At 34.4% G+C, this 21,549-nt stretch carries 16 protein-coding genes; 1 reads left to right on the top strand and 15 read right to left on the bottom strand.

Annotated elements, in window-relative coordinates; translation table 11 throughout:
- Positions 1-2: 2 nt before the first annotated feature.
- From MKY02_RS02645 to MKY02_RS02610, 8 genes are all read right to left on the bottom strand, one after another.
- Complete coding sequence (locus tag MKY02_RS02645; protein WP_038178610.1) at positions 3-1,223, bottom strand: carboxylate--amine ligase; 1,221 nt, start codon at positions 1,221-1,223, stop codon at positions 3-5.
- 131 nt (positions 1,224-1,354) lie between these two features.
- A complete protein-coding gene (locus tag MKY02_RS02640; protein WP_340710577.1) occupies positions 1,355-2,326 on the bottom strand; it encodes a C39 family peptidase in 972 nt (323 codons plus the stop codon).
- Between the two features lie 56 nt (positions 2,327-2,382).
- The gene (gene asnB, locus MKY02_RS02635; RefSeq protein WP_038178612.1) at positions 2,383-4,203 is read right to left on the bottom strand and encodes an asparagine synthase (glutamine-hydrolyzing); all 1,821 of its coding nucleotides are present in this window, start codon (positions 4,201-4,203) and stop codon (positions 2,383-2,385) included.
- A gap of 214 nt (positions 4,204-4,417) precedes the next feature.
- Positions 4,418-4,570: a Fur-regulated basic protein FbpA gene (locus tag MKY02_RS02630; protein ID WP_076035144.1), complete on the bottom strand. Its 153-nt coding sequence runs from the start codon at positions 4,568-4,570 to the stop codon at positions 4,418-4,420.
- A 57-nt stretch (positions 4,571-4,627) separates the two neighbouring features.
- Entirely contained in the window at positions 4,628-5,224 is a 597-nt protein-coding gene (locus MKY02_RS02625) for a VanZ family protein (protein WP_051448535.1), read from the bottom strand.
- A 566-nt stretch (positions 5,225-5,790) separates the two neighbouring features.
- On the bottom strand, positions 5,791-7,536 hold the full coding sequence (locus MKY02_RS02620; protein ID WP_038178614.1) for a methyl-accepting chemotaxis protein: 1,746 nt from the start codon (positions 7,534-7,536) through the stop codon (positions 5,791-5,793).
- A gap of 588 nt (positions 7,537-8,124) precedes the next feature.
- Positions 8,125-9,348 (bottom strand): hypothetical protein, encoded by a 1,224-nt coding sequence (locus MKY02_RS02615; RefSeq protein WP_038178617.1) that lies wholly within the window; start codon positions 9,346-9,348, stop codon positions 8,125-8,127.
- 664 nt (positions 9,349-10,012) lie between these two features.
- Positions 10,013-11,275, bottom strand: coding sequence for an alpha/beta hydrolase (locus tag MKY02_RS02610; protein ID WP_038178619.1), 1,263 nt, complete (start codon positions 11,273-11,275; stop codon positions 10,013-10,015).
- A gap of 270 nt (positions 11,276-11,545) precedes the next feature.
- Here MKY02_RS02610 and MKY02_RS02605 point away from each other — a divergent pair, with 270 nt between their 5' ends.
- Entirely contained in the window at positions 11,546-11,866 is a 321-nt protein-coding gene (locus MKY02_RS02605; protein WP_038178621.1) for a hypothetical protein, read from the top strand.
- A 182-nt stretch (positions 11,867-12,048) separates the two neighbouring features.
- Here MKY02_RS02605 and MKY02_RS02600 read toward each other — a convergent pair whose 3' ends face one another.
- From MKY02_RS02600 to MKY02_RS02570, 7 genes are all read right to left on the bottom strand, one after another.
- A complete protein-coding gene (locus MKY02_RS02600) occupies positions 12,049-12,243 on the bottom strand; it encodes a hypothetical protein (RefSeq protein ID WP_038178623.1) in 195 nt (64 codons plus the stop codon).
- Between the two features lie 223 nt (positions 12,244-12,466).
- The gene (locus MKY02_RS02595; RefSeq protein WP_038178631.1) at positions 12,467-13,636 is read right to left on the bottom strand and encodes an aminotransferase-like domain-containing protein; all 1,170 of its coding nucleotides are present in this window, start codon (positions 13,634-13,636) and stop codon (positions 12,467-12,469) included.
- Between the two features lie 381 nt (positions 13,637-14,017).
- Positions 14,018-14,893, bottom strand: a complete 876-nt coding sequence (locus MKY02_RS02590) for a radical SAM/SPASM domain-containing protein (RefSeq protein WP_038178633.1) — start codon at positions 14,891-14,893, stop codon at positions 14,018-14,020.
- Between the two features lie 209 nt (positions 14,894-15,102).
- Positions 15,103-18,486: a S8 family peptidase gene (locus MKY02_RS02585; protein WP_340708601.1), complete on the bottom strand. Its 3,384-nt coding sequence runs from the start codon at positions 18,484-18,486 to the stop codon at positions 15,103-15,105.
- A gap of 214 nt (positions 18,487-18,700) precedes the next feature.
- A complete protein-coding gene (locus MKY02_RS02580) occupies positions 18,701-19,405 on the bottom strand; it encodes a DUF421 domain-containing protein (RefSeq protein WP_038178637.1) in 705 nt (234 codons plus the stop codon).
- Positions 19,406-19,623: 218 nt separating this feature from the next.
- Entirely contained in the window at positions 19,624-19,926 is a 303-nt protein-coding gene (locus tag MKY02_RS02575) for a YunC family protein (protein ID WP_038178639.1), read from the bottom strand.
- Between the two features lie 175 nt (positions 19,927-20,101).
- Positions 20,102-21,502, bottom strand: a complete 1,401-nt coding sequence (locus MKY02_RS02570; protein WP_038178641.1) for a SpoVR family protein — start codon at positions 21,500-21,502, stop codon at positions 20,102-20,104.
- Between the last annotated feature and the right edge of the window lie 47 nt (positions 21,503-21,549).

Raw genomic sequence — 21,549 nt, 5'->3', positions numbered from 1 at the left:
ACTTAAGACAAACCTTTGTTATTAAAATATTTTTTATATTTACGGTAGTAGTTTAAATTGTTAAGCGTTAATTTAAACCAACGTTTAATGTTAAAATCCTTTTTATAAAATAACGAATTCGTCATTTTACCCGCTCTGATTAAACGTTTGGCTTCTGCTTTAAGTTCCTCATTTTGAGCATATTTGAATAGAACGCCTTTGGGGATAATCATCCATAAATGCTTTTCCTTCGCATACGTTAATCCTAAATCTTTACCTAACATACGATCATCTGCTACATACTTCATCAAGTTATGTCCGCTTGCTGTTACGTAGTAGCTACTACGACCGTTACGTAAATTGATTTCGAATAATTTATATTCACCATCACGAGAATCGTACTTCATATCGAAGTTAGCAAAACCTGTATAACCGATATCCTCTAGGAAGATACGTACTCGGTCCATAATTTCTTTATCATATGTGTTAATGATAGCTGCATAGCTACCAATTCCTTCTGGTGAATGCTCTTCAAGGATTGGATTACCAAGAGACATCAATTTCACTTTACCATCTTGTCCAACATAAGCATTCAATACTCGCATATACGAATCATCACCAGGGATGAATTCTTGGATGATTAGATGGTCTTTATATGTTGAGCTATAAATAGCTTTTAATATTGCAGTTTTCTCAGCTTCATCATGTGCAACGAATACTTTTTTCTTACCTGGGAAACTACATGCCCAGTATTCAACTGAGTTAGACGCTTTAATAATAATAGGGTATTTAAATTTCACATCAAAGCTTTCATATGTTTCATACGTGCAAGTATCAGTTTTTGGATAGCTGAAATTATATTTCTCACACATTTTGTAAAAGTTTTCTTTCAACAAAATTTGATCCATTAATGATTCATCGATATATGGCACTGTGAAATATTTGATTAGCTCTGGTTTGTTTTTAATAATTAGTTTCGCATAATCATCGCCACAAGCTAGTAGCAATAATTTTTTATGAGAATATTTCTTTGCTACTTTCACCATTTCATCTACGAAAGTTTCTTGCTCGTTTAAATTGGGTACTTGTTCAAAGTGTAGAATACTACTATTTTGCGTTGCAGTTAAATGTGAACGACCGATAACGATTGGTTTAATGCCGTATGCTTCATAAAATGAACGAGCCATTCCGTATGCATTCATATCTGATCCGATTAATATTGGTAAAAATGGTTGTTCTGCCATTGTATATCATCTCACTTATAGTCTATTGTTTTGCCATTAGTGTAACATATTTCGTAAATTCTTTTTGAATGTTCATATACGACTTGTATACCCTTATCAAAAAATCACAGAGGTTAATCCCCCTGTGATGATTACTTCCAAATTGCAACAGCTTGTGATCCGAGTTTCTTATAACTTTTGAAAAAGCTAGTTTCGTCGTGAGAAACATAGCCGTGTAACGGATCCATTACAATTACTTTATCATCCATATGCCCAGTTAGAACAACAGCATGAAGATTACGATACATATCCAGTTTTCTATTTGTTCCCTTAACCCACCAGCCTTCTTTAAAAGTAGGCTTAGATAGATCAAGTGTAACCCAAACTACAACAGGTACTCCCTCTTGAACAAGCGAGACTATTTCCTCTGCACTTTGACCACTTACATTTTCTACTTTCAACGATACGTCCTTGTCTTTTGCTATTTTCTTTGCTACCTTTTCAATCACTGGCGCAAAGACATAGGTACCTGTAAGTTTGTTAAATGGATCACCCGCATACGCTTTTGCTGGATCAGGACCTATGCGTTTATTCCCTTTTTCAACAATCTCTTGTTTTGGTAAATAGTTTTTAGCCAAATCTGTTTTTGATAAATTTAACCCGTAATAATTAAGTGCTGCAGTTAAAGCTGTGATTTCACAGCCATGGGGTAGTTCAGGATTTTGCATTATGATCGGCACATCTAATTGCTGTTCCTCACGTTCAAAATACGTCTCCAACACTACATAGCCCATATCTTCTTGAATCGTCACAACTTTACCGACACTTTTTTCCTGTTCACTATCATCTGTATAAATTGATGAAGGGACAAACAAATATTGATGCCCTTCTTGTAAGTCAGTAATGATAGCTTCTCCTTCTATATCCCCAGTCGCTGTCGTTACATCCTCATTCGTCTCCATATCTCGGACGGTCACTTTCATATCAGGTATCGGCGTGCGGCTACCGAATTCAACAATGAGTACTTTTATGCCCTCATCTAGCTGCTTTTCTTTTGCTGGGGAAATGCTGCTGCAACCGCTCACTGCTACCAGCAGTACAAAGCAAAAGAGGAGCAGCCTCATTGGCATTTTACCTCTCATATCCAATGCTGATGATCCCTTCTACTTATCACTTGTTTTTAGCTGAAATATTTTTTGTACCAAACTAAGAACATATAAATTGTCCAGATTTTACGTTGATTTTTCGCTTTGCCTTCGTAATGGTCTGTTAATAATTTAACAATTGCTTGTTGGTCAAAGAATTGTGCTGCTTCTGGAGATTCAAATGATTCTTTAATCTTGTTGAAGTATTTTTCTTCTTGTATCCATAAACGAATTGGTACTGGGAAACCGATTTTTTTACGATTTGCCCATGCTTCAGGCAATGCGCGTTTAGAAGCTACACGGAATGCATATTTCGTATCAACATCATTAACTCGGTAGCGAGTCGGTACTTTCGAAGCCACTTTCATTACTTCTTTATCAAGGAATGGTACGCGCAATTCAATTGAGTGCGCCATACTCATTTTATCTGCTTTTAATAAAATATCGTCGACTAACCATAAGTTTAAGTCTAAGATTTGTTTTTTCGTTAAATCGTCTTCGCCTGCAGCCTTTTTATAAACAGGCATTACGATATCTTTGACAGATGGTGCATCGTTATATTTTGCTGTTAAAATATTAGCTGCTTCTTGCTCTTCGAAGATGTGTGCTTGTCCAATAAATGTTTCCTCTACTGGTAAGCCACCTTTCATCAAGAAGTGTTTACCTCTTACTTCTGGAAGCATTTTGGCAACTTCAGATACTGGACGACGGATGAAGCCCGGTACTTTTTTATATTTTTTCATAGACGATGATTCGTCGTATTCTTCATAACCACCAAATAATTCATCGGCACCTTCACCAGATAACACTACTGTTACATGTTTGCGTGCAAGCTCAGCTAAGAAGTAAAGTGGTACGATTGATGGGTTTGAATGTGGTTCATCCATAATATATTGAATCTCATCGATTTTGTTAAAGCATTCTTCTGGATCAAGTACTTCATTGACATTTTCAATACCGAGCTCTTTAGATAACTCTTTTGCAGTGTCAATTTCAGAGAAGTTTTGAGCGCTAAAACCTACCGTGAAAGTTTTATCTGGTTTTAAAACAGAGGCTACATAGCTTGAGTCAACACCACTTGATAGGAATGAACCAACTTTAACATCTGAGATTTGGTGTGCTTTAATTGAGTCACGCACGACACTATCGATCTCTTCAACGATTTCATCAAGTGGACGCTCTTCAGGATTAAATTTTGGTTCCCAGTAGCGAGTAGTTGTCACTTTGCCGTTTTCGTACGTCATATAGTGAGCTGCTGGCAATTTGAAAACACCCTTAAAGAATGTCTCGTTTAACACTGGGAATTGGAATGTTAAATAAGGCTTTAACGCTTTTTCATTTAATACTTTATCGAAATGTGGATGTGGCAAGAAGGTTTTAATTTCTGAACCGAACATTAAAGTACCATTCATATGGGCATAATAAAATGGTTTAATACCGAACATATCACGTGCAGCAAATGCTCGTTTTTTGTTACGATCCCAAATAACGAATGCGAACATACCACGTAATTTAGTTACTAATTTAGTACCGTATTCTTCATAACCATGAATTAAAACTTCACTATCTGTTTCAGTTGTAAATGTATGCCCTTTTTCTATTAGGTCTTTACGGATATCTTGATAGTTATAAATTTCACCATTGAAAATTAATACTAAAGATTGGTCTTCATTATACAAAGGTTGGCTACCATTTTCTAAGTCAATAATACTTAAACGACGGAAACCAAGTGCAGCTTCACCATCTGTAAAAGTACCTGCAGAGTCTGGTCCACGGTGAATAATTTGATTCATCATATTCTCTAACACTACGTCAGGGTTTGAAACCTCACCTATAAATCCTGTAAATCCACACATATATTTAAATTCTCCTATCTTGTTACATTCAGTCATATATTTTAACACGCACTAGTTTGCTTTATAATAAAAAATCACATAGTAATTATACGCTATTTTCTCTATTTCTCCAATGTTTGTCTATGATAACAAAGTCATTTTATCGCCTAGTATCCACGATTATTATACTATTTCCTCGCAAAATCGAAAAAGATTGCCACCAAGTAGCAATCTTTTATTGACAATGCTTTTGATATTCTTCCACAAGCTCCTCTATAGATACTTGATAAAGCTGTTGATCATTAACTTTAAAAACACCTAACGCCATTAAATCATCTATAATATGCATCTTTTTATTTTCTTCTAATTGTTCTCGTTGTTCAATCATTTAAAAAACCCTTTCTTACATAAATTGCTCCATTATCCATACCCGAAAGTTCGTAAATTAAACAATTTGCTTACATTTTGACCCGATACTTGGCAACCCCTTTTTCATCCCTTTGTATACAAGATAGCCTAATATCGCACCCAATGTATTTAACCAAAGATCATCTACATCAGTACTACGCATTTGTGGTAGTTGCATTGTTTCGATAAAGAAAGATAAACTCAAAGCTGTAATAAAAACATAAGGAAACATCTCCATCTTGCGCCATAACAGTGGTAGTAAAAAACCAATTGGCATGAAAATGGCTATATTACCAAGAAAGTTAATGAAAAATGGCTGCCATAAATCTAAATAATGAATAGCGTTATACACATCCGTGAACACTTGGAACAATTTTAAATTCACACCTAAAATCATATCCTCTTGGAAGCGCATTTGAAGATGCTGTAGACTCATGCCATTTCTAGGTACGATTGTTTCATAGAACAAACCAATTACATACACAGAAAAGAACAATAACCCTATTTCATGCCACCTATTAGTCGGAGGATTCCCTTTTCTTTTGCGAGACTTGAATCGTAAATAAACGACAAAAGGAATCGCCACAATCATAACAGGGATCATTTCAAGTAGGTAATACAGTATATCTGACAACCTTTTCACTCATTTCATACTTTCTATTTAACAGGACAAATTATATAGGATTTAGTTGCAAGAAAATATTAAAATTCAATTACAATCTTATATCGAAATAGTTTAATATTAATTTGCTCACCTTTAGACAGGGGTATCGCCTTATACAAATACCATATTTAAACAATATCAATTAACTTAACTATAGCATAATATTCTTTTTCTTGTGTGCAATAAACGTTAAATTCAAAAGTCTTTTATCTCTTTGTTAATTCAGTGCTGACAAGGATATGTAAGATTCGATCTTATAAAAACTGTATACTTTCATCTATAAAATGTTCAAATTTTTTATAAGTTATTTATCTCATTATTATTCAATTAATTAAGTCCATTCACCATGACTTAATGTAATTATATGCCATAATAATTTGCTATCTCTCCCTCTATATTTCTCTAATGTAGTATCCGATTAGTTTTACTAACAGGAAAATATCCCCTAGATTAATTTTACTGAGTAAGTTAGAAAGTAAAAAAGCCAATTAAATTAACTCTTCAATAGAGAATAATTTAATCAGCCTACATACTTATTAATGAGTATATTGTTTTTTACTATTCACTATTATTTGTTTTAAAATTGTTAGTTTACCAATGACGATTTGTGATATATCTGCAAGCTCCACTAAGTACTCTTCAGCAAGAGCTTGATTACCAGCGTTATACGCATGTACAGCTTTTTTGGCAACTTCATGTACTAGCGCATGAGGCTTTTCTAACTCTTTATAAGCAGGCTCTGTACCTAACAATTCTCTTCCTTTTCCGTAGTACCAGACTCCAAGACGAGAATCTTTGTGAGAAGAAATATCATGTTCACTCATCTGTTCAAAACCGAGCATTAAATTATAAATTCTCCAACGCCATAATAAATGATCTGTAATAGTTAATTCTATAATATCTTCTTGACTAATTATAAAGTTTTTCGAAATAGTTTCTGTACGATAATGATTAATCATTTTACTTAATTCATAAATTTCTTCACCTGTTTTATAGGAAATATCTTTACTACGACTTGAATTTTCGGCAATGTTTTTATTACGGATTGTAATTTCATTTGCAGCTGCTGCTTGTTGATGCGTAGTACTAGCGATTTCTTTAAAATGCATACCCTGCTGTTGTAAAGCAATGTTAAGATCTGCTAAAGCACTTGAGATATTCGCAGTTTCATTTACACCTCGATGCAAATCCTCTGCTGACTTCTTCGTAAGCGCATCAATATTATTTGTGATTTCTAAGAGCTTCTTAATATCATTATGAATGGATTGTACCGAGGATTTCGTATTATCCGCTAGTTTACGAACCTCTTCCGCAACAACAGCAAAACCTTTACCGGCTTCGCCAGCACGTGCCGCTTCAATTGAAGCATTTAACGCTAACAGATTTGTTTGTTCTGCGATCCCCTTTATGAATTCCATTAATTGCGAAACACTTTTCACACGCTCAACTAACTCTGTTACATTATCCTGTACTTGATGATGCCCCCCATCAGTAGATTTCAATAATTGCGTTACATTTTGCAAGGCATCTATACCATTATGTAATTCTTTCAATGAAGATTGTGTATGCTGTGAGACTTCCCCCACAGATGCGGCAATTTCATCGACACTTTCATCTAGTTGTTCCATAGATGATTTCACAGACAAAACGTCTTGCTCTTGTCTTTCTTGGAATTGAATTAGATTTTTAATCTGATCTAGTTGCACATTATATTTAATAATTTCACCCAATCCATTTATAATTGATCCTGCTTGAATTTCTATATAAGTTTCAACAATTAGCTGTTGATCAATCGTAACAATACTATCGTAAGCAAGTAACACATCCATCATTTTCTTACGGTCTTTAGGAAAAGCTTCAACGATTAAAGGAATTATAAATTGGTTGATAAGCGTGTATGCTGAAATCATCCAGTTTGGTAGTACACCTATTTTGGCATGGGTATAAGCAATTTTCCTTCTACGGAAAATATAATTTAAATCTAACTCATCTTGGAAAATACTCATAAAATGCTTATGAATTAACTTTTTCAGTTTAACTACAGATGAATGTTGATCGATTACTTCTTTAAATTCATCAATTTGCATTAAACGATCGTAAAACTTGTCTAAAATCATTTCGTGGTTTTTCTCATAAATCTCCTTTAACTCCGCGACAGATCCCCGACCCACTTGTGATAATCCTAAAAAATTCAATTTTTCCTGAAAACGTTCATTGGAAGTAATATCTGAACCAGGTGTAGTTGAAAAATATTGATAATGACCTTTCGTTTTACCAAACATACATATCCCCTTAGTACTTTATTTTTTTCATAATCTACAACGACATTTCGACTAATAAAACCTTCTTTTGTACATGATGTTAAGTTTTCACTATTTCCACGAGTTAAATAAGCAGTATATTAATACTACTTATTTTTAAAAATATAGGCTATACAACCCATGATTAACATATAGCAAAAACTACCAATTAATCAATGATTCATTGAAATGTTCACAAATTATTCTTTTCTCGAGGTAATTAGTCCACCTTTTTCATAAGAAAAATCGAGCATCTGAGAGATGCTCGATTTAATATGTAAGTTCACTATTGTTATCAATTTATATAATCTACTTTCAATTAGATAAATTAGATTTTATTTTATTTTTTTCAAAAAAAATAAAAATAACCGTCCCCTCCACAAAAGGTTTGACGGTTATTCTTGACCTCGGACCAACAACTTTTCTGAGGTGCCTAGTCACTAGACTGAACGTTCGCAGCGTTCGGTCTTATTATGGTATGCTTTTCTACCCCTATTATACAATTCTAGTAGGGAATTTTCAATAAATGGATTGTATTCCCTTATTTTATATAATCGACATACTCAATTATTAAGGAGTTACTACTTTGTCATCAAAAGTTACAATCACAATCTCAGCATTCGTGATGCCGGGCAATGATTTCGTCATCATTGGGGAATGGTATGCCGTAATTTTCATACCTGCTCGTAATTCCGTTCCCAATCCTAGTAATGAGACTACTTTTGTGTCCTTCAAGATGTTCAGAATTACATCATTGTTTGCATTTTGGTCAGAGCTGACATTGATATACAACTGATCTTTCTTCGTACTATTCAATGAAACAATTGTACCTTCAACTTTATTGTGTTCTGTTTCTTTCACAATAATTTTCTCTGCATGTGTTTGAGCTGGATATATCATGGTCATCATTTCACCGTAGTATGCCTCAACGCGAACATCAGACTTTAAAGATTCTAACGATAATGATTTTCCTGCTTGATCAACTATTTGAGTGTTCTCATCTACCGATAGAATAACATAATCCACTCCGCCTTTTTTCATCGAATTTCCAATCACGGTGAACTTTTTATCTGCTACATTTGTAATAATACCGTTTGTACCTACAGCCTCTTCTTGAACCACCTCTTTTGTTGCCAAATTAACAACGACATAATTCGTTGTCGATTGAGCTGGAATACTCATCGTAACAGCAGGTCCATAGAAAGCTTTGACCGTCATGCCTGGTTTGATAGCACTTACCTTTATCGCATTTCCATTTTGGTCTAATATCTGTGCTTTATCAGCGAAATGCAAAACAATCTTATCCTTATGCGTTGTGTAGATATCTGTACCTTCTACGACAATTCCACTTTCATTCACTTCTGATATTGTGCCATTAATTCCTGTAAAGTCCTGTTTTTGAACAACTAGCTTTAGTGCTTCACCATGCGCAGGAAGGCTCTTCGTAATTTTAGGATCATAGAATGCCTTAACAGTCTTCTTGTCTTCGATAATTTTTTTCAACGACACTTTTTTACCTTTGGAATCAATAATTTTAGTACTTTTGGTAATGGATAGAATTATTTCACTTTGATCTGTTTTAGCAAGCCCATGTCCTGTTACAGTAATGAATTTGCCAGTCTTATCGTTTAAGTAATTTGTAATTTGACCGATTGTACCTGGAGAAGTTTTCACTTTATTCTGAGCAAGCTCTTGGCCATTATAAATTGGCTTAGCTTGAACGCTCTGTGCATTTGCTGTTGCCGGGAGCGCTGTTATCAATAGAATAGATGCTGTTAATAACACTTTTTTCATTTTATATTCCTCCAATTAAAGAAATAGTATTTTTACTCCGTACATTTAAAGCCTATCTTCATTCACTACACAATTTGCAACAAATTGACCTGATTGGATTAACTCGCAGTACGTATAAAGAGTATTAAATATTAAATTTATTCACATCATTTAAATCCACTTGTAATTTCATTTCTATTTCAAGGAAACCTTATATCACAATAATAATGTTCATTTACCACACCTATACACCTAAATTATACCATTATATATATATTCAGGGGAAATAATAGAATACGAATTCCTAATCTGGTAAAATAATGATAACTAGTTGTGCAGGTTGGGCGGTTGGTCACTTCCAAGGGATTGGGGGTGATACTATTGACAACTTACGAAATAATAAGCTTATTGATTCAACTCTCAGTTGGATGGATAGCATTCCTTTCAGTTTTGTTGTCGGTACTCTTTTTTCTATTAAAAAAGAAATAACCGTCCCCTCCACATAAGGTTTGACGGTTATTATTGACCTCGGACCAACCGCTTCATCTGCGGTTACTAGCCACTAGACTGAACGTTCGCAGCGTTCAGTCTTTTTATATTATGTTTTACTATCGTAATAATACAATTCTGTAGTTTAAATCTCTACAAATGCCATTCCATACTTTATTTCTATAAAGCTGTACATCTACTTCTGTATAAATTCTGTAATCGCCTCAACTAATTCTGTAGATAGCGGAAGTGTTGGATCTGAATAAGTAGCCAAATTTCCCTTTATCTCCTCTGGTGCATCTTTTAGAATATGATTCATCTTGTTTACAATCATTAGTTTAGCTTCTTCTTTATTCGCCTTTAATATTTTTGCATCACTTACTGGAACTTGAATATCGTGTGCTCCTTGAATGATTAAGACAGGTGCTGTTACTTTTTGAATGCTCTTAGCTGGATCATACTTTAGCCAAGACATAAGATATGGCTGTACAGACGGTCTAAATAATGTTTGTAATTCTGTTGTTATGGTTGCAACAGATTTACCTTCTTTTAATGATGCTAAGATTCCAGTAGTTTCTTTCGTAAGATCCGGTGTTAATTTGCCTTCTAATTGCTCAAGTAATATCTCATCTGCTGGACGCCCTGCTCCTGCTAGTGAAGTAAACGAAGCAATGTCGCTATTCTGTGCTGCTAACATGCCAATTAAAGACCCTTCACTATGACCAATAATATGAATGCTTTTAAATTTATTTTCTGATATTGCGTATTTAATAACTTGATTAACGTCTTCTACATATTGTTCTATTGATAAATCTTCTTCTTTTGTTATTAATGGCGCATTATCGCCAATTCCTCTTTTATCATAACGAATAGATGCAATCCCTTGTTTAGCTAAGTCTTCAGCTAGCATTTTCAAGCTATTATTTTTGCCAGCACCTATAGTATTTCCATCTTTGTCGGTCGGACCAGACCCTGCTATTATAATCGCCAGCGGATATGAACCTCCCTTTTCAGGATGTTGTAAAGCTACCTTTAGATTCCCTTCATTAACTGGGATCTTAATGGATTCATAATTTGCCTTCTCTTCTTCATAGGGAGTTAATTTAAATGATAGTACATTACCATTCTGCTTAAATGTTCCTGTTATTAAATTATCTTGTAACTTACCTTCTATTACGACATTCGAACCTTGTAAATCGATTGTAATCGAAACTTTATTGCCATCATATGAGACTTCTTTAAATGGATAGTCCTTTAACCCTTGAGCCGGTACTGATAAAGTGCCACTTTTTTCTGTAAGCGATAAAATAATTTCTAATTGTGATTGCGGAAGCTCAATATTCCCTTGCCATTGTCCTAACATATCATCATTCACACCTTTCTTAACCTCTGGACTTTCTTCCTTAGAACAAGCTACTAAAAACATTAGCACGCAAAGCCACATTACATATTTCTTCATTTTAAAACCCCTTTTCTGCGTAGTTCAAATAAAAAATACACAAGCTAAACCTTCGTTCAATCTGTTCTATCTTTAGTATCACAAATTAAACCGGTAATTTCAAATAAAATATGGAAATATTATGTAATATTTTTCCGCGAGTGTAGTTAGATTGATAAGATTATCCGAGGTCCCTATATGTTAAGTGAATTTTTACTACAAGGTGAAAACATAAATAAATCCTTGTTTACAGAAGAACAACTATGTATGCAATGAACAGAGATTTTAATAATGAAAAGAAAATTGATTCCTATAGTATTAGGGGCAGCATTACTATCGAGTTGTGGAAGCGATATCGATACGCTAGAAAAGAAAGTTAATACACTACAAAAAGAAAATCTTAAGGATGGTCAAAGTCCTATACCAATCGTTTCAGAAATCAATTCAAACATTATTTATGAAGTTCATATAGAATGGTTTAATTATGATGGTAAATGGAGCTATTGGATTCTTACCTTGCTAATCGAAGAAAACGAAGATTCTGGTGCTGAAGTATATTTCACAGTTGTCAAAACAAACAATGGATTTATAAAATCGGCTATTGAAAGTTAATTCATAATTTATATTAAAAAGGAAGTTTATTCTTGTGAAGCTAAACACCCTTTTTTTGTATTCACTTCTTCAGTTCTATACTGATTATCGAATTAACTTCCACGTTATCCAACTAAATCACTTACCTCGCCATCATTCAGTTACATAAAAAAAGCCTTCCAATCGGAAGGCTTTGAAATAAATTATGAGTTCGGTATAACTAAAAAAATGGATGGTATGAAAGAAATGCCAAAAAACAAAATGTACCATAGAGACATACGTCGTAACGAAAATTGACGTTGTTTCTTCTGTGCATAAAAAATGTCCGTAAAAATAGCAACGACGAGTGGAATACTCATACATGCAATAGCAATTAAAATCACATCTGAAAAGTTCATTGTGCATCCCCCAATTTGCTAACATCTTAATTATAATTGTGACGAAAATGTGTCTTAATTCATTGTACACAATTTCGTCACAAATTGTCAATGAATTTTACCATACTTTTCTATCTTTCTTTATTTGAACCAAAAAAAGAAGGTAGAACCAGATTTATCTCCTGAGGTTCTACCTTCTTCTATTTGGCTAATACTAATTGCCTTATTAAAATTCTTGTCTTCTTTATAAAACGGAAGCCAGTCTTTTGATACCTTCTACAATTGTTTCTGGATCAGAATTCGTATAATTAAGGCGCAAAGTTCCTGCTCCTTTAATATTCGTATAGAACGGATCGCCAGGAACGAAAGCCACTTTCTTCTCAGTTGCTCGTTTAAAGACTTCTACTGAAGAAATCCCTTCTCCCAAATCTGCCCATAAAAACATACCGCCCTCTGGTTTTGTGAACGTAACATGAGCAGGTAAATATTTTTCCATCGCCGCTATCATAGCGTCACACTGCTGCTTATATAGTGCTGTAATTTTGCTTATATGCGCTTCGTAATCATTATTTGTTAAATAATCATAAATAGCATATTGTGCAAGTACATTCGTATGTAAGTCAGATGATTGTTTAGCTCCTATTAAATGCCCCATTAGCTCTTTACTTTTTGTACATAAATAACCAATACGCATTCCCGGTGATAACGTTTTAGAGAAAGAACCAAATAGTACACTATTTTCCGATTTACCACCTGCAATGTAAGGCAATGATTCTCCTTCAAAGCGAAGTTCACCATACGGATCATCTTCAATTAATACTGTATTCGTCTTCTTAATGATTTCAAAAATTGCCTCACGTTTCTCTTTCGAGTAAGTTAAGCCTGTAGGATTTTGGAAATTAGGGACTGTATACAATAATTTCACATCATTATTTTTTAAAGTTGCTTCAAGCTCTTCTAAATTTAAGCCGTCATCTTCAAGGCTAATTGGCAAAAACTCAGGCTCAAAAAGTGCAAATGTTTGAATAGCAGCAAGATAACAAGGGCTTTCTACAGCTACTTTATCCCCCTTATTAACTAAAGCTTTCCCCATTAAATCTAGTCCTTGTTGAGAGCCAGTTGTAATTAAAATATCATCTGCTGTAACATCCATACCAAATCGTTTTTTATAACGGTCCGCAACCCATTGGCGTAATGGCAAATAACCCTGTGTCCCTGAATACTGGAATACCTTGTCACCAGAATTTTGTAAAACTCGATTAATCGATTCTTGGAACTCTTTCATTGGGAATGAAATAGGATTTGGTAGACCTCCTGCAAATGAAATAATATCTTCTACCTCAGTCAAACTTAAAATATCTTTTATAAAAGAACTATCTGCTTGTAATACTCTATCTGAATAAATTTGCACCATCATCAATTCTCCTTCTAAACTACTTCTACTATATTCCGTTTATTTTTTTATATTATTATAGCAAATCACACAACATTAGGAATTGTCAATATTTTCTCTTAAATTAAGGTGGATTTACAGTCTAATTAGATTGGATGCATAGTGGCAGTATATTAACCGAACGGGAAAAATTCTATTTTATTATCATAATGGACTTACTTGTGATTACTTTTAACTTACTCGCTCTTTTAATTAATCTAATCGGGCTTTCATTTGACTCACTTGAGCTCCCTTTTAACTCATTCTAATACCAAAACAAAAAAGCATCTTACAAGAGATGCTTTTTAATATTGCCTGTAGCTGACACCATATAAACTTAAAATCTATTGGAACTAATTGCTTTTACATCCCAAATTTCTGTCTAAAGCCGCACTTCCTGCATAATTCTTCAACCGCTTCTCTTCTAGTAAATCCATCAAAGAGGTTATTGGCTCTTTCACTCTCTACAATTTCAGAGAATGATTTGTTATTAATATTTCCTAAATTGATGACACCTTCTCCATCTAGGCAACATGGGACTACGGTACCGTCAACAAGAATCGCTGCTTGACTGCGCAGTGCATGACAAAATCCTTTTCCTTCATCCTCAGGGGCTTGCAAGCTCGGCCATTGAAATTCATGATCTTGGTTTAAATAAACACGATCTGTAATTTTAACGCCTTTTCCTGGCTGTACTTTTTCTTCAATTCTAAAGTCTAAATTGTATTCCTGCTCCAATATATCTAACGTTTCACGGTTTCTTCTCTTCTCTAAATCGGTAACCTGATCTTTTTGTAAATTCCATAATCGGTACGAAATAATGATGTTATGTTCTGCCGCATCACGTACAAATTCAAGAATATCTCCTAAGTATTTTTCACGATTCTCTGACCCCTCATGGCCGTCAAAACTATGTAATGAAAAATTGATTTGACGTAGCGCGGGCTTTCCTAATAATTTCTCTCGATTCTTTTTAATCAATGTACCATTTGTCGTGATATTTACTTTAAACCCTTTAGCATGTGCTGCATCAAGTAATTGGTCGATTTTGTTATGTAAAAGAGGTTCTCCTTTCACATGTAGGTAAATATATTTCGTATGCGGTCTGATCTGATCAAGTATATTGTTAAATGCATCTAGTTTGATTATATTTGCCTTACGACTCGTAGGCGGGCAGAAGCTACACGCCAGATTACAGACGCTTGTAATTTCTACATAGACTTTTTTAAATGTTTTCAAGACTTGTTCACCATTCCAGTTCTGTATATATTAAGGGACTATAATTATTTTAATCAAAATCAATGATAAAGAACAGTTTTTCAACAACTAAGATGGAGTGAATGCATACTTTTTCTATTCTATAATGAGTTATATTGTAGCAATAACATAAAAAAGGTGACTCCTAAAAGTCGCTTGGTAACGACCTTTAGAATCACCCCAACCTTTTCTTACTTCACTTTTAATGACAAAGTATACGGGTCAATTGAAGCACGTCCTTTACCATCTCGAACCTTCACATAATAAGTTCCTTTGGTCATTTTTAAGGATAAAATCTCATTATCCCCTTGCCCATAAATATCAGATTTTGATACTCTTTTTCCATTACGATAGACTTCAAAAACACCATCTAATTCTTGGCTGGCACTGAGTGTCAACGTTACTTGCTCTGATTTAGTTGGTTGGTAAATATACCAATCTTCATCACCATTTTCATATCCTGTATTAAAGTACCCTGTCGTTGAATACAATTTGCTACTTTTCTTCTGTAGCTTGATAGGTTTAGAAGGTTTGTTATTTTTCACTTTAGATCCTGCATCTTCATCTTTTTTATTCACAGAGTTTACTTTTAGTTGATATGGCCATAGAGAAAGTGCTGTACTTGAGTCAACCGAACCAAATACGGTGACAAAATACGATTGACCTTTTTTCGCTTCAAAAGATCCTGTTGTCGTTCCATCTTCAGTATTTTTCAAAAGGTATGTTCTGTATTCAGTATCTCTATCATCTATTTTATGATTTTTATTAACATCCCTTGTAATTTCCATATATCCTAAATACGGACTCAACAACTCTTTAGGATACTTCGCTTTTAGCTTTGAAGTAAGAGGTGTACGGGAGAATTTCACACCGTATACTGAATTTTCTTTTGCAGTGAAATAGTACGAATCAACATCATTCGCTGTAGAGAAGTTGGCCGTCACACCAGTAGCAGGTATATTCTTTGCCTGTTCTGGTTTATCATTTTCTTCATAGCTATCACCAGCATCTTTAACAACAAGTTTTGAAGTCACTTGATATCCATCATACGGGATTTGATTTGTATTATAGTTTGGATTGATGGATAAGTAATACGTTTTATTTGCTTTTAAACTAGCGAAAAATTTCCCTTTGACCCAATCATCATAAGAAGACCAGTCCTCATTAGTTGAGACAAGAGATAAAAGTTGATATGCCTTACCATTTTCATCTTTATCTTTTATTACTTCATACAATCCTAGATTTGGAATATTCTCTTTTGGTGTTGGTAATTGAAATTGATAAATGCCCGCACTTGAAGTGTTTAATTTATACCAGTCTTGGTCCATTGTATTTTGTAGATACCCTTGAATTGTTCCACCTAATTCATATGGTATTGCTACCGATTCTAATAGGTTAATTCGTTCTGAGTCATCTTCTGTTAGTACATTCATCATTGTGGAATCATCCATAGAACTATAGTTATCTTCATCTTCTGGAATACTCTTTCCGACTAAGCTCACGCTATATGAGAGAATAGACCCCGCAGGTTCTTTTTCTTCCAGTCCTCCTACTAAACCTAATAGTAATTGTTCTAAAGTAACGTAACCGAAAGTTCCTTTATTTGTTACTTTTAAATAATATTCTTTTTCAGGTTCAGTTTGGAATAATAGCGTTTCTCCTTCTCCTATACCGTGTGTATTACTTGTATATAAAGCTGGCATATCTTCTGTGCTTAATTCTTCAGATGTTGCAGGGAATAGCTGTTCTTTTTCATACACAGCAGCACTTATATCTACTCCTGGAATACCTGTAACTTCAAAGTTCATAAATTGTGCTTCTTTTGATGTAAAGTAGAAATAGTCTTCATCGCCATTTTCACCCGTTATATATAGTTTATCTTTGCTAAATGGCCATTTTTCAATTTTTATTGGATGCTCTAATGCTGACTCGTCTTTTGGAAGTTCAGATACTTTATCTACTTTTAACGTAAATGTTGACTGCTTCTGACCTGAATCATCAAAATTGCCATTCACATCTTTTACACCAATAGATACTGTTCCACTAAATGGAGCTTGGATTAGTTTTCCTTCTTTTTTTCCTTCCGTTACATCATTGACATCTAACAATTGTTTTTGGTCTTTACCATAAAAATTTATACTCATTTTATAATCATATTGAGATGAGCCCTCCAGTGAAGCTTGGATATATTCGCCCTTTTCTACAGGGATTTTAACCCACTTTTGTTCTGAAGGTTTTGTAAAAGAGTGCTTTACTTGTGCAGGGATTGAAATGACCTCTGCATTTTTTAATATCTCTTTTTCACCCCACTTCTCTTTCACTAAAGAAGGGATCTTTTTTACATCAAATTTCATCGCGGCAACTGGGTTGATGAGTCCATTTCCATATTTATGATCGAACCCTTTCTCCCCTATATCTGTCGCTGTTTTCTCTAAGATATATTCTATTTCAGCCGGCTTTAAATTTGGATATTTGGATAGCAGCAATGCTGCTGCTCCAGCAACTACAGGCGAAGCCATAGATGTTCCACTTAGTTTGGCAAAAGTTGATCCTTTTTGTGCATCATAAAAAGGTGCATAAATATTTTCTCCAGGTGCTACCACATCAGTGGATGTACCGTAAGATGAAAATTCACTTAATTTTTTTTCGCTATTAATAGAGCCTACACTAATTACTCCTTCATACTTAGCAGGATAAATGGGCATATCAGATCCCTGATTTCCCGCTGCTGCAACGATAACAACACCACTACTAATTGCCTTTGTCACAGCCTCTTCTAAAACAGTAGATGGCATAGAGCCCTGCAAACTCATGTTAATGACGTCTGCGCCTTGGTCTACAGCTTTTAAAATAGCATTTGCAATTGTATAGTCAAATGTCCACATATCTCCGTCAAAGATATCATATGAAAGAATCTTCACATTCGGATTTATGCCATATCCACCGATACCGTTATCTTTTTTAGCAGCAATAATACCAGCCACGTGAGTCCCATGTATATCAGTAGTTGCCGGATTCATTGGATTTATAATGTTTGTACTTGAAAGAATGGATCCTTTTAGCTCTGGATGATTTCGGTCAATACCCGTATCAATAACCGCTACCTTTACTTGATTATTCCCTGCCAACTTTTGAGCATCTGCTGTTTTTAGTATGCTATGCATATATTGTTCATTTATTTTCGGGTCAACTGAGCCCGCATGCTGGTACTTTGGACTAAGACCAACAGAAACTACCTTACTGTTTTTTTGATAGTTTTTAATAGTTTGCTGTAGTTTATTTTTATTACTAACTTTAACAGCTACATAGTTAAGTCCTTTGATTTGGTTTACAACTGTTCCGCCAGCCTTGCGATGATCACTAGCGCTTAGTGAACTTGAATATTTAATAATAATTGTGTCGTCACTATAATTCGCAGTCTTTTCAATTTTGGACGTTCGTTCATTTTGGCTAAGCGAGTGCAATTTAGCTGCAATAGATTTAGTTTTCGCGTCTACTTTTAAACTACTAACTAGTGAAAATAGCAATGCAAAGCTTGCTAAAACTACTACTACTTTTTTTATAATAGATTTCACAATAACCCTCCTTAAATAGCAATCCTTATATTCTATTTAACGAGGAGCATCATTTATACCAATTAATATACATTATTTTGAAATTTATTTTCTTTTAATAGTAACTGTTCCAAATTTAGTTCCAATGTTTATCTTAATAGATAGGACTTTCACTAAATTTCGTATGAAATCCTATCTATTTTAAACACAAAGAAAATTACTTGATAGACCTTCTTTAGTTATACAGATATACTTGCAAATTATTGTTTTGGTCTAATGTTGCTAATAATACATCTTTAACATCCACTTTATACATGGAAATGACTCTGTCTTTAAGCCAACCCTCATTAATATTTGAGTTCTTCAATTCAAAGTAATCAATTTTGCCCTCTTTAATAAGTACAGTAGGTAAAGAAAAAGCTTCAGGTGCTAACTTCATATCTGCTCGCGTTATTGTTTGGTATTGAGGGTATAAAAAGCTTGAAATAGTTCCGTCTGGCTCCCATAAAGCTAGAGCAACCATTTGAATATCTTCTATTTTCTCTTTTCTTAATTCAGATAAAAGTAAATCTACGGAAATCCTAGCCTTCGACAAATTTTTAGAAACAATTTGTCCATTCATAATAAGTGGAAATGGTGAGGAGTCTATTATATGTCGAAACGGGACCCATTTAAGGCTCAAATATACAGCTACTGAATATAAAACAACTAAAGTTGACATGGTAATAATGGAGCCCTTCATCCCTAACCCTTCATCAGACAAGGGATGGGCGATGATATTACCTACAGATATTGCCATTGCAAAATCGAGTAATCTCAATTGAGAGATAGAACGTTGCCCCATAACTTTCGCTGCAATGAGTAAAAAAAGAAAAGCAACAATTGCTCGGAGAAACCATTGAATTGCCGTAAGCGTTTCTTGTGCATGAAAAAAGTCCATAGTGACACATCCTCTCAATCCTTTTAGTTTTCTTATTATCTCCATTAACTTCCGTATTATAAGAAAAGCTTGTTACAAAAATTTTTCATATAAAAATAAATGGGTCAGCCTCCTATTACTTTACGTAATGAAGACTGACCCATTAGATCAATTATTATTATGATTTCTACCTTAACTTTACATCATTGCTACTATTCATTGCTTAGTGTTAGGAGCTTTTAAGTCATTTTTAACAATGCATCTGATCCAATCATTCCTTTAACAATGCCAAATTGCTCTGCTTCAAGGGTAACGGACTCAAGAGGTGCATTCAACAATTGTTCAATTGTCTTCACACCAACTGCTCGACCTGCAACTATTTTACGATCAGCTAATTTTGTATTCAAAAGTCCGACGTCTAACGCACCACACATAATATAACCTACATCATTCGAAACCGTTAATAACGTTGTTTTAGGCAAACTTACAGTAACTGCCTTAAATATAGAACCTTCAATATTAATTGTTTCAGTTGAAACCATCTAATTCGCCCCTTCCTCTATATACATATGAAACTGGGTAAAAAGTTGTTCGAGTTATTCCGCATGTTCTTTAATTAATTCACTATTTGTATGCCTAGCTTTCTATATTTACTTATGCAACTAATAAAGCCCTTAAATGGAGCAATTCAAGGGCTCAATCGTTGCATATCTTGTTTTATAAAAATCTCCGTGAATTCTTTTTACCATCATATGAATATAGAACTTTTTTTTCTTCACTATGCGTTTCTACATGAACAGGGCGCCCCCACAGCTGATAAATATACCTTAGAACATTTTCTAAATAGCGAGTATCAAGTTCCATTCCTTCAAATCCGTGGACTAAATATAATTCACCATTTCGTAAGTAATCCCCATCTTTCACAAGAATATATGGGAACCCGCCATTCACACGCATTGATACGAGTTGATCACGTACATTTTCATAATCCTTATCTGTAATTTTATATTCATTGCCCTTTTTTTCAAATAAATAAAGATCTTCATGCTTCACTAAGTCTTTGGTTAAATAGTTTCGGATAAAGGAAATATCTGATTCAACTTCTCGTACTTCAAACATTTTCTCTCGACCGGAGTGCCGCTTCACACCTAATTTCCGCATCTCATCCGTTGGGGAATCATATCGTTTCTCAATATCTTCGAAAATTTTCAGTCCTAGATAATATGGATTAATCGTCGTCTTTGAAGGTTGAACAACACCTGCGTTTAACTTCGCATATTCTATCGATTCATCCGTTGTTAAATTTAGCTCTCTCATAATACGTTGGTGCCAGAAGGAAGCCCAGCCCTCATTCATAATTTTAGTTTCTAATTGGGGCCAGAAATAGAGCATTTCCTCACGCATCATCGTTAATATATCTCTTTGCCATTCCTCTAATTCACGACTATATTGCTCAATGAATAATAGTAGATCTTTTTCTGGATATGGCGGAAACTGTTTCTTTTTTTGTCGTATGATCTTCTCTTCTTTTTCTTTTTCGTCTATTCTCCAAAGATCATCATAAGGCGTTTTACGGGCAACATCCTCATCTTCATCTATATCGTTCTCATACGTTAACAACTTGGGTCGTTGTATAGATGGATCAATATGCTCTTGAATAGCTAATACAGCATCTAAAAACTCTTCAACTTCCTCTTTTCCGTAGAGCATTTCATAGTTGGCTATTCGTTCAGCCGTAGCTGTCATACTCTCAACCATATCTCGTCTTGTATTAGAGAAGCGAACGTTATTCTTGAAAAAGTCACAGTGCGCTAAAACGTGCGCAATGATCAGCTTATTTTGTGTTAACTTATTTGTATCTAGTAAGAATGCATAACAAGGGTTGGAGTTAATGACAAGCTCATAAATTTGACTTAAACCTAAATCGTACTGCAGCTTCATTTTGTGAAATTGTTTACCGAAACTCCAATGGGAAAAACGAGTAGGCATACCGTATGCTCCAAATGTATAAATAATATCTGCAGGGCATATTTCATAACGCATCGGGTAAAAGTCTAGACCAAACCCAGTCGCAATTTCCGTAATTTCATCAATCGCTTGGTGAAGCTCTTTTTCCATTTATCTAAATCCCCCCGTGTCTATTATTAGGAAATGAGTGCTTGGCA

Source organism: Viridibacillus sp. FSL R5-0888 (assembly GCF_038009105.1).
Taxonomy (GTDB): Bacteria; Bacillota; Bacilli; order Bacillales_A; family Planococcaceae; genus Viridibacillus; species Viridibacillus arenosi.
Note: the sequence above shows the minus strand (reverse complement) of the source record. Positions and strands in the feature narration are given on the sequence as shown.

Coding starts and splice junctions, on each gene's coding strand:
- MKY02_RS02645 (WP_038178610.1), bottom strand. CDS start 1,223: ATGGCAGAACAACCATTTTTACCAATATTAATCGGATCAGATATGAAT.
- MKY02_RS02605 (WP_038178621.1), top strand. CDS start 11,546: ATGAAAAGAAAATTGATTCCTATAGTATTAGGGGCAGCATTACTATCG.
- MKY02_RS02640 (WP_340710577.1), bottom strand. CDS start 2,326: ATGAGGCTGCTCCTCTTTTGCTTTGTACTGCTGGTAGCAGTGAGCGGT.
- MKY02_RS02630 (WP_076035144.1), bottom strand. CDS start 4,570: ATGATTGAACAACGAGAACAATTAGAAGAAAATAAAAAGATGCATATT.
- asnB (WP_038178612.1), bottom strand. CDS start 4,203: ATGTGTGGATTTACAGGATTTATAGGTGAGGTTTCAAACCCTGACGTA.
- MKY02_RS02620 (WP_038178614.1), bottom strand. CDS start 7,536: ATGTTTGGTAAAACGAAAGGTCATTATCAATATTTTTCAACTACACCT.
- MKY02_RS02580 (WP_038178637.1), bottom strand. CDS start 19,405: ATGGACTTTTTTCATGCACAAGAAACGCTTACGGCAATTCAATGGTTT.
- MKY02_RS02610 (WP_038178619.1), bottom strand. CDS start 11,275: ATGAAGAAATATGTAATGTGGCTTTGCGTGCTAATGTTTTTAGTAGCT.
- MKY02_RS02600 (WP_038178623.1), bottom strand. CDS start 12,243: ATGAACTTTTCAGATGTGATTTTAATTGCTATTGCATGTATGAGTATT.
- MKY02_RS02595 (WP_038178631.1), bottom strand. CDS start 13,636: ATGGTGCAAATTTATTCAGATAGAGTATTACAAGCAGATAGTTCTTTT.
- MKY02_RS02575 (WP_038178639.1), bottom strand. CDS start 19,926: ATGGTTTCAACTGAAACAATTAATATTGAAGGTTCTATATTTAAGGCA.
- MKY02_RS02615 (WP_038178617.1), bottom strand. CDS start 9,348: ATGAAAAAAGTGTTATTAACAGCATCTATTCTATTGATAACAGCGCTC.
- MKY02_RS02570 (WP_038178641.1), bottom strand. CDS start 21,502: ATGGAAAAAGAGCTTCACCAAGCGATTGATGAAATTACGGAAATTGCG.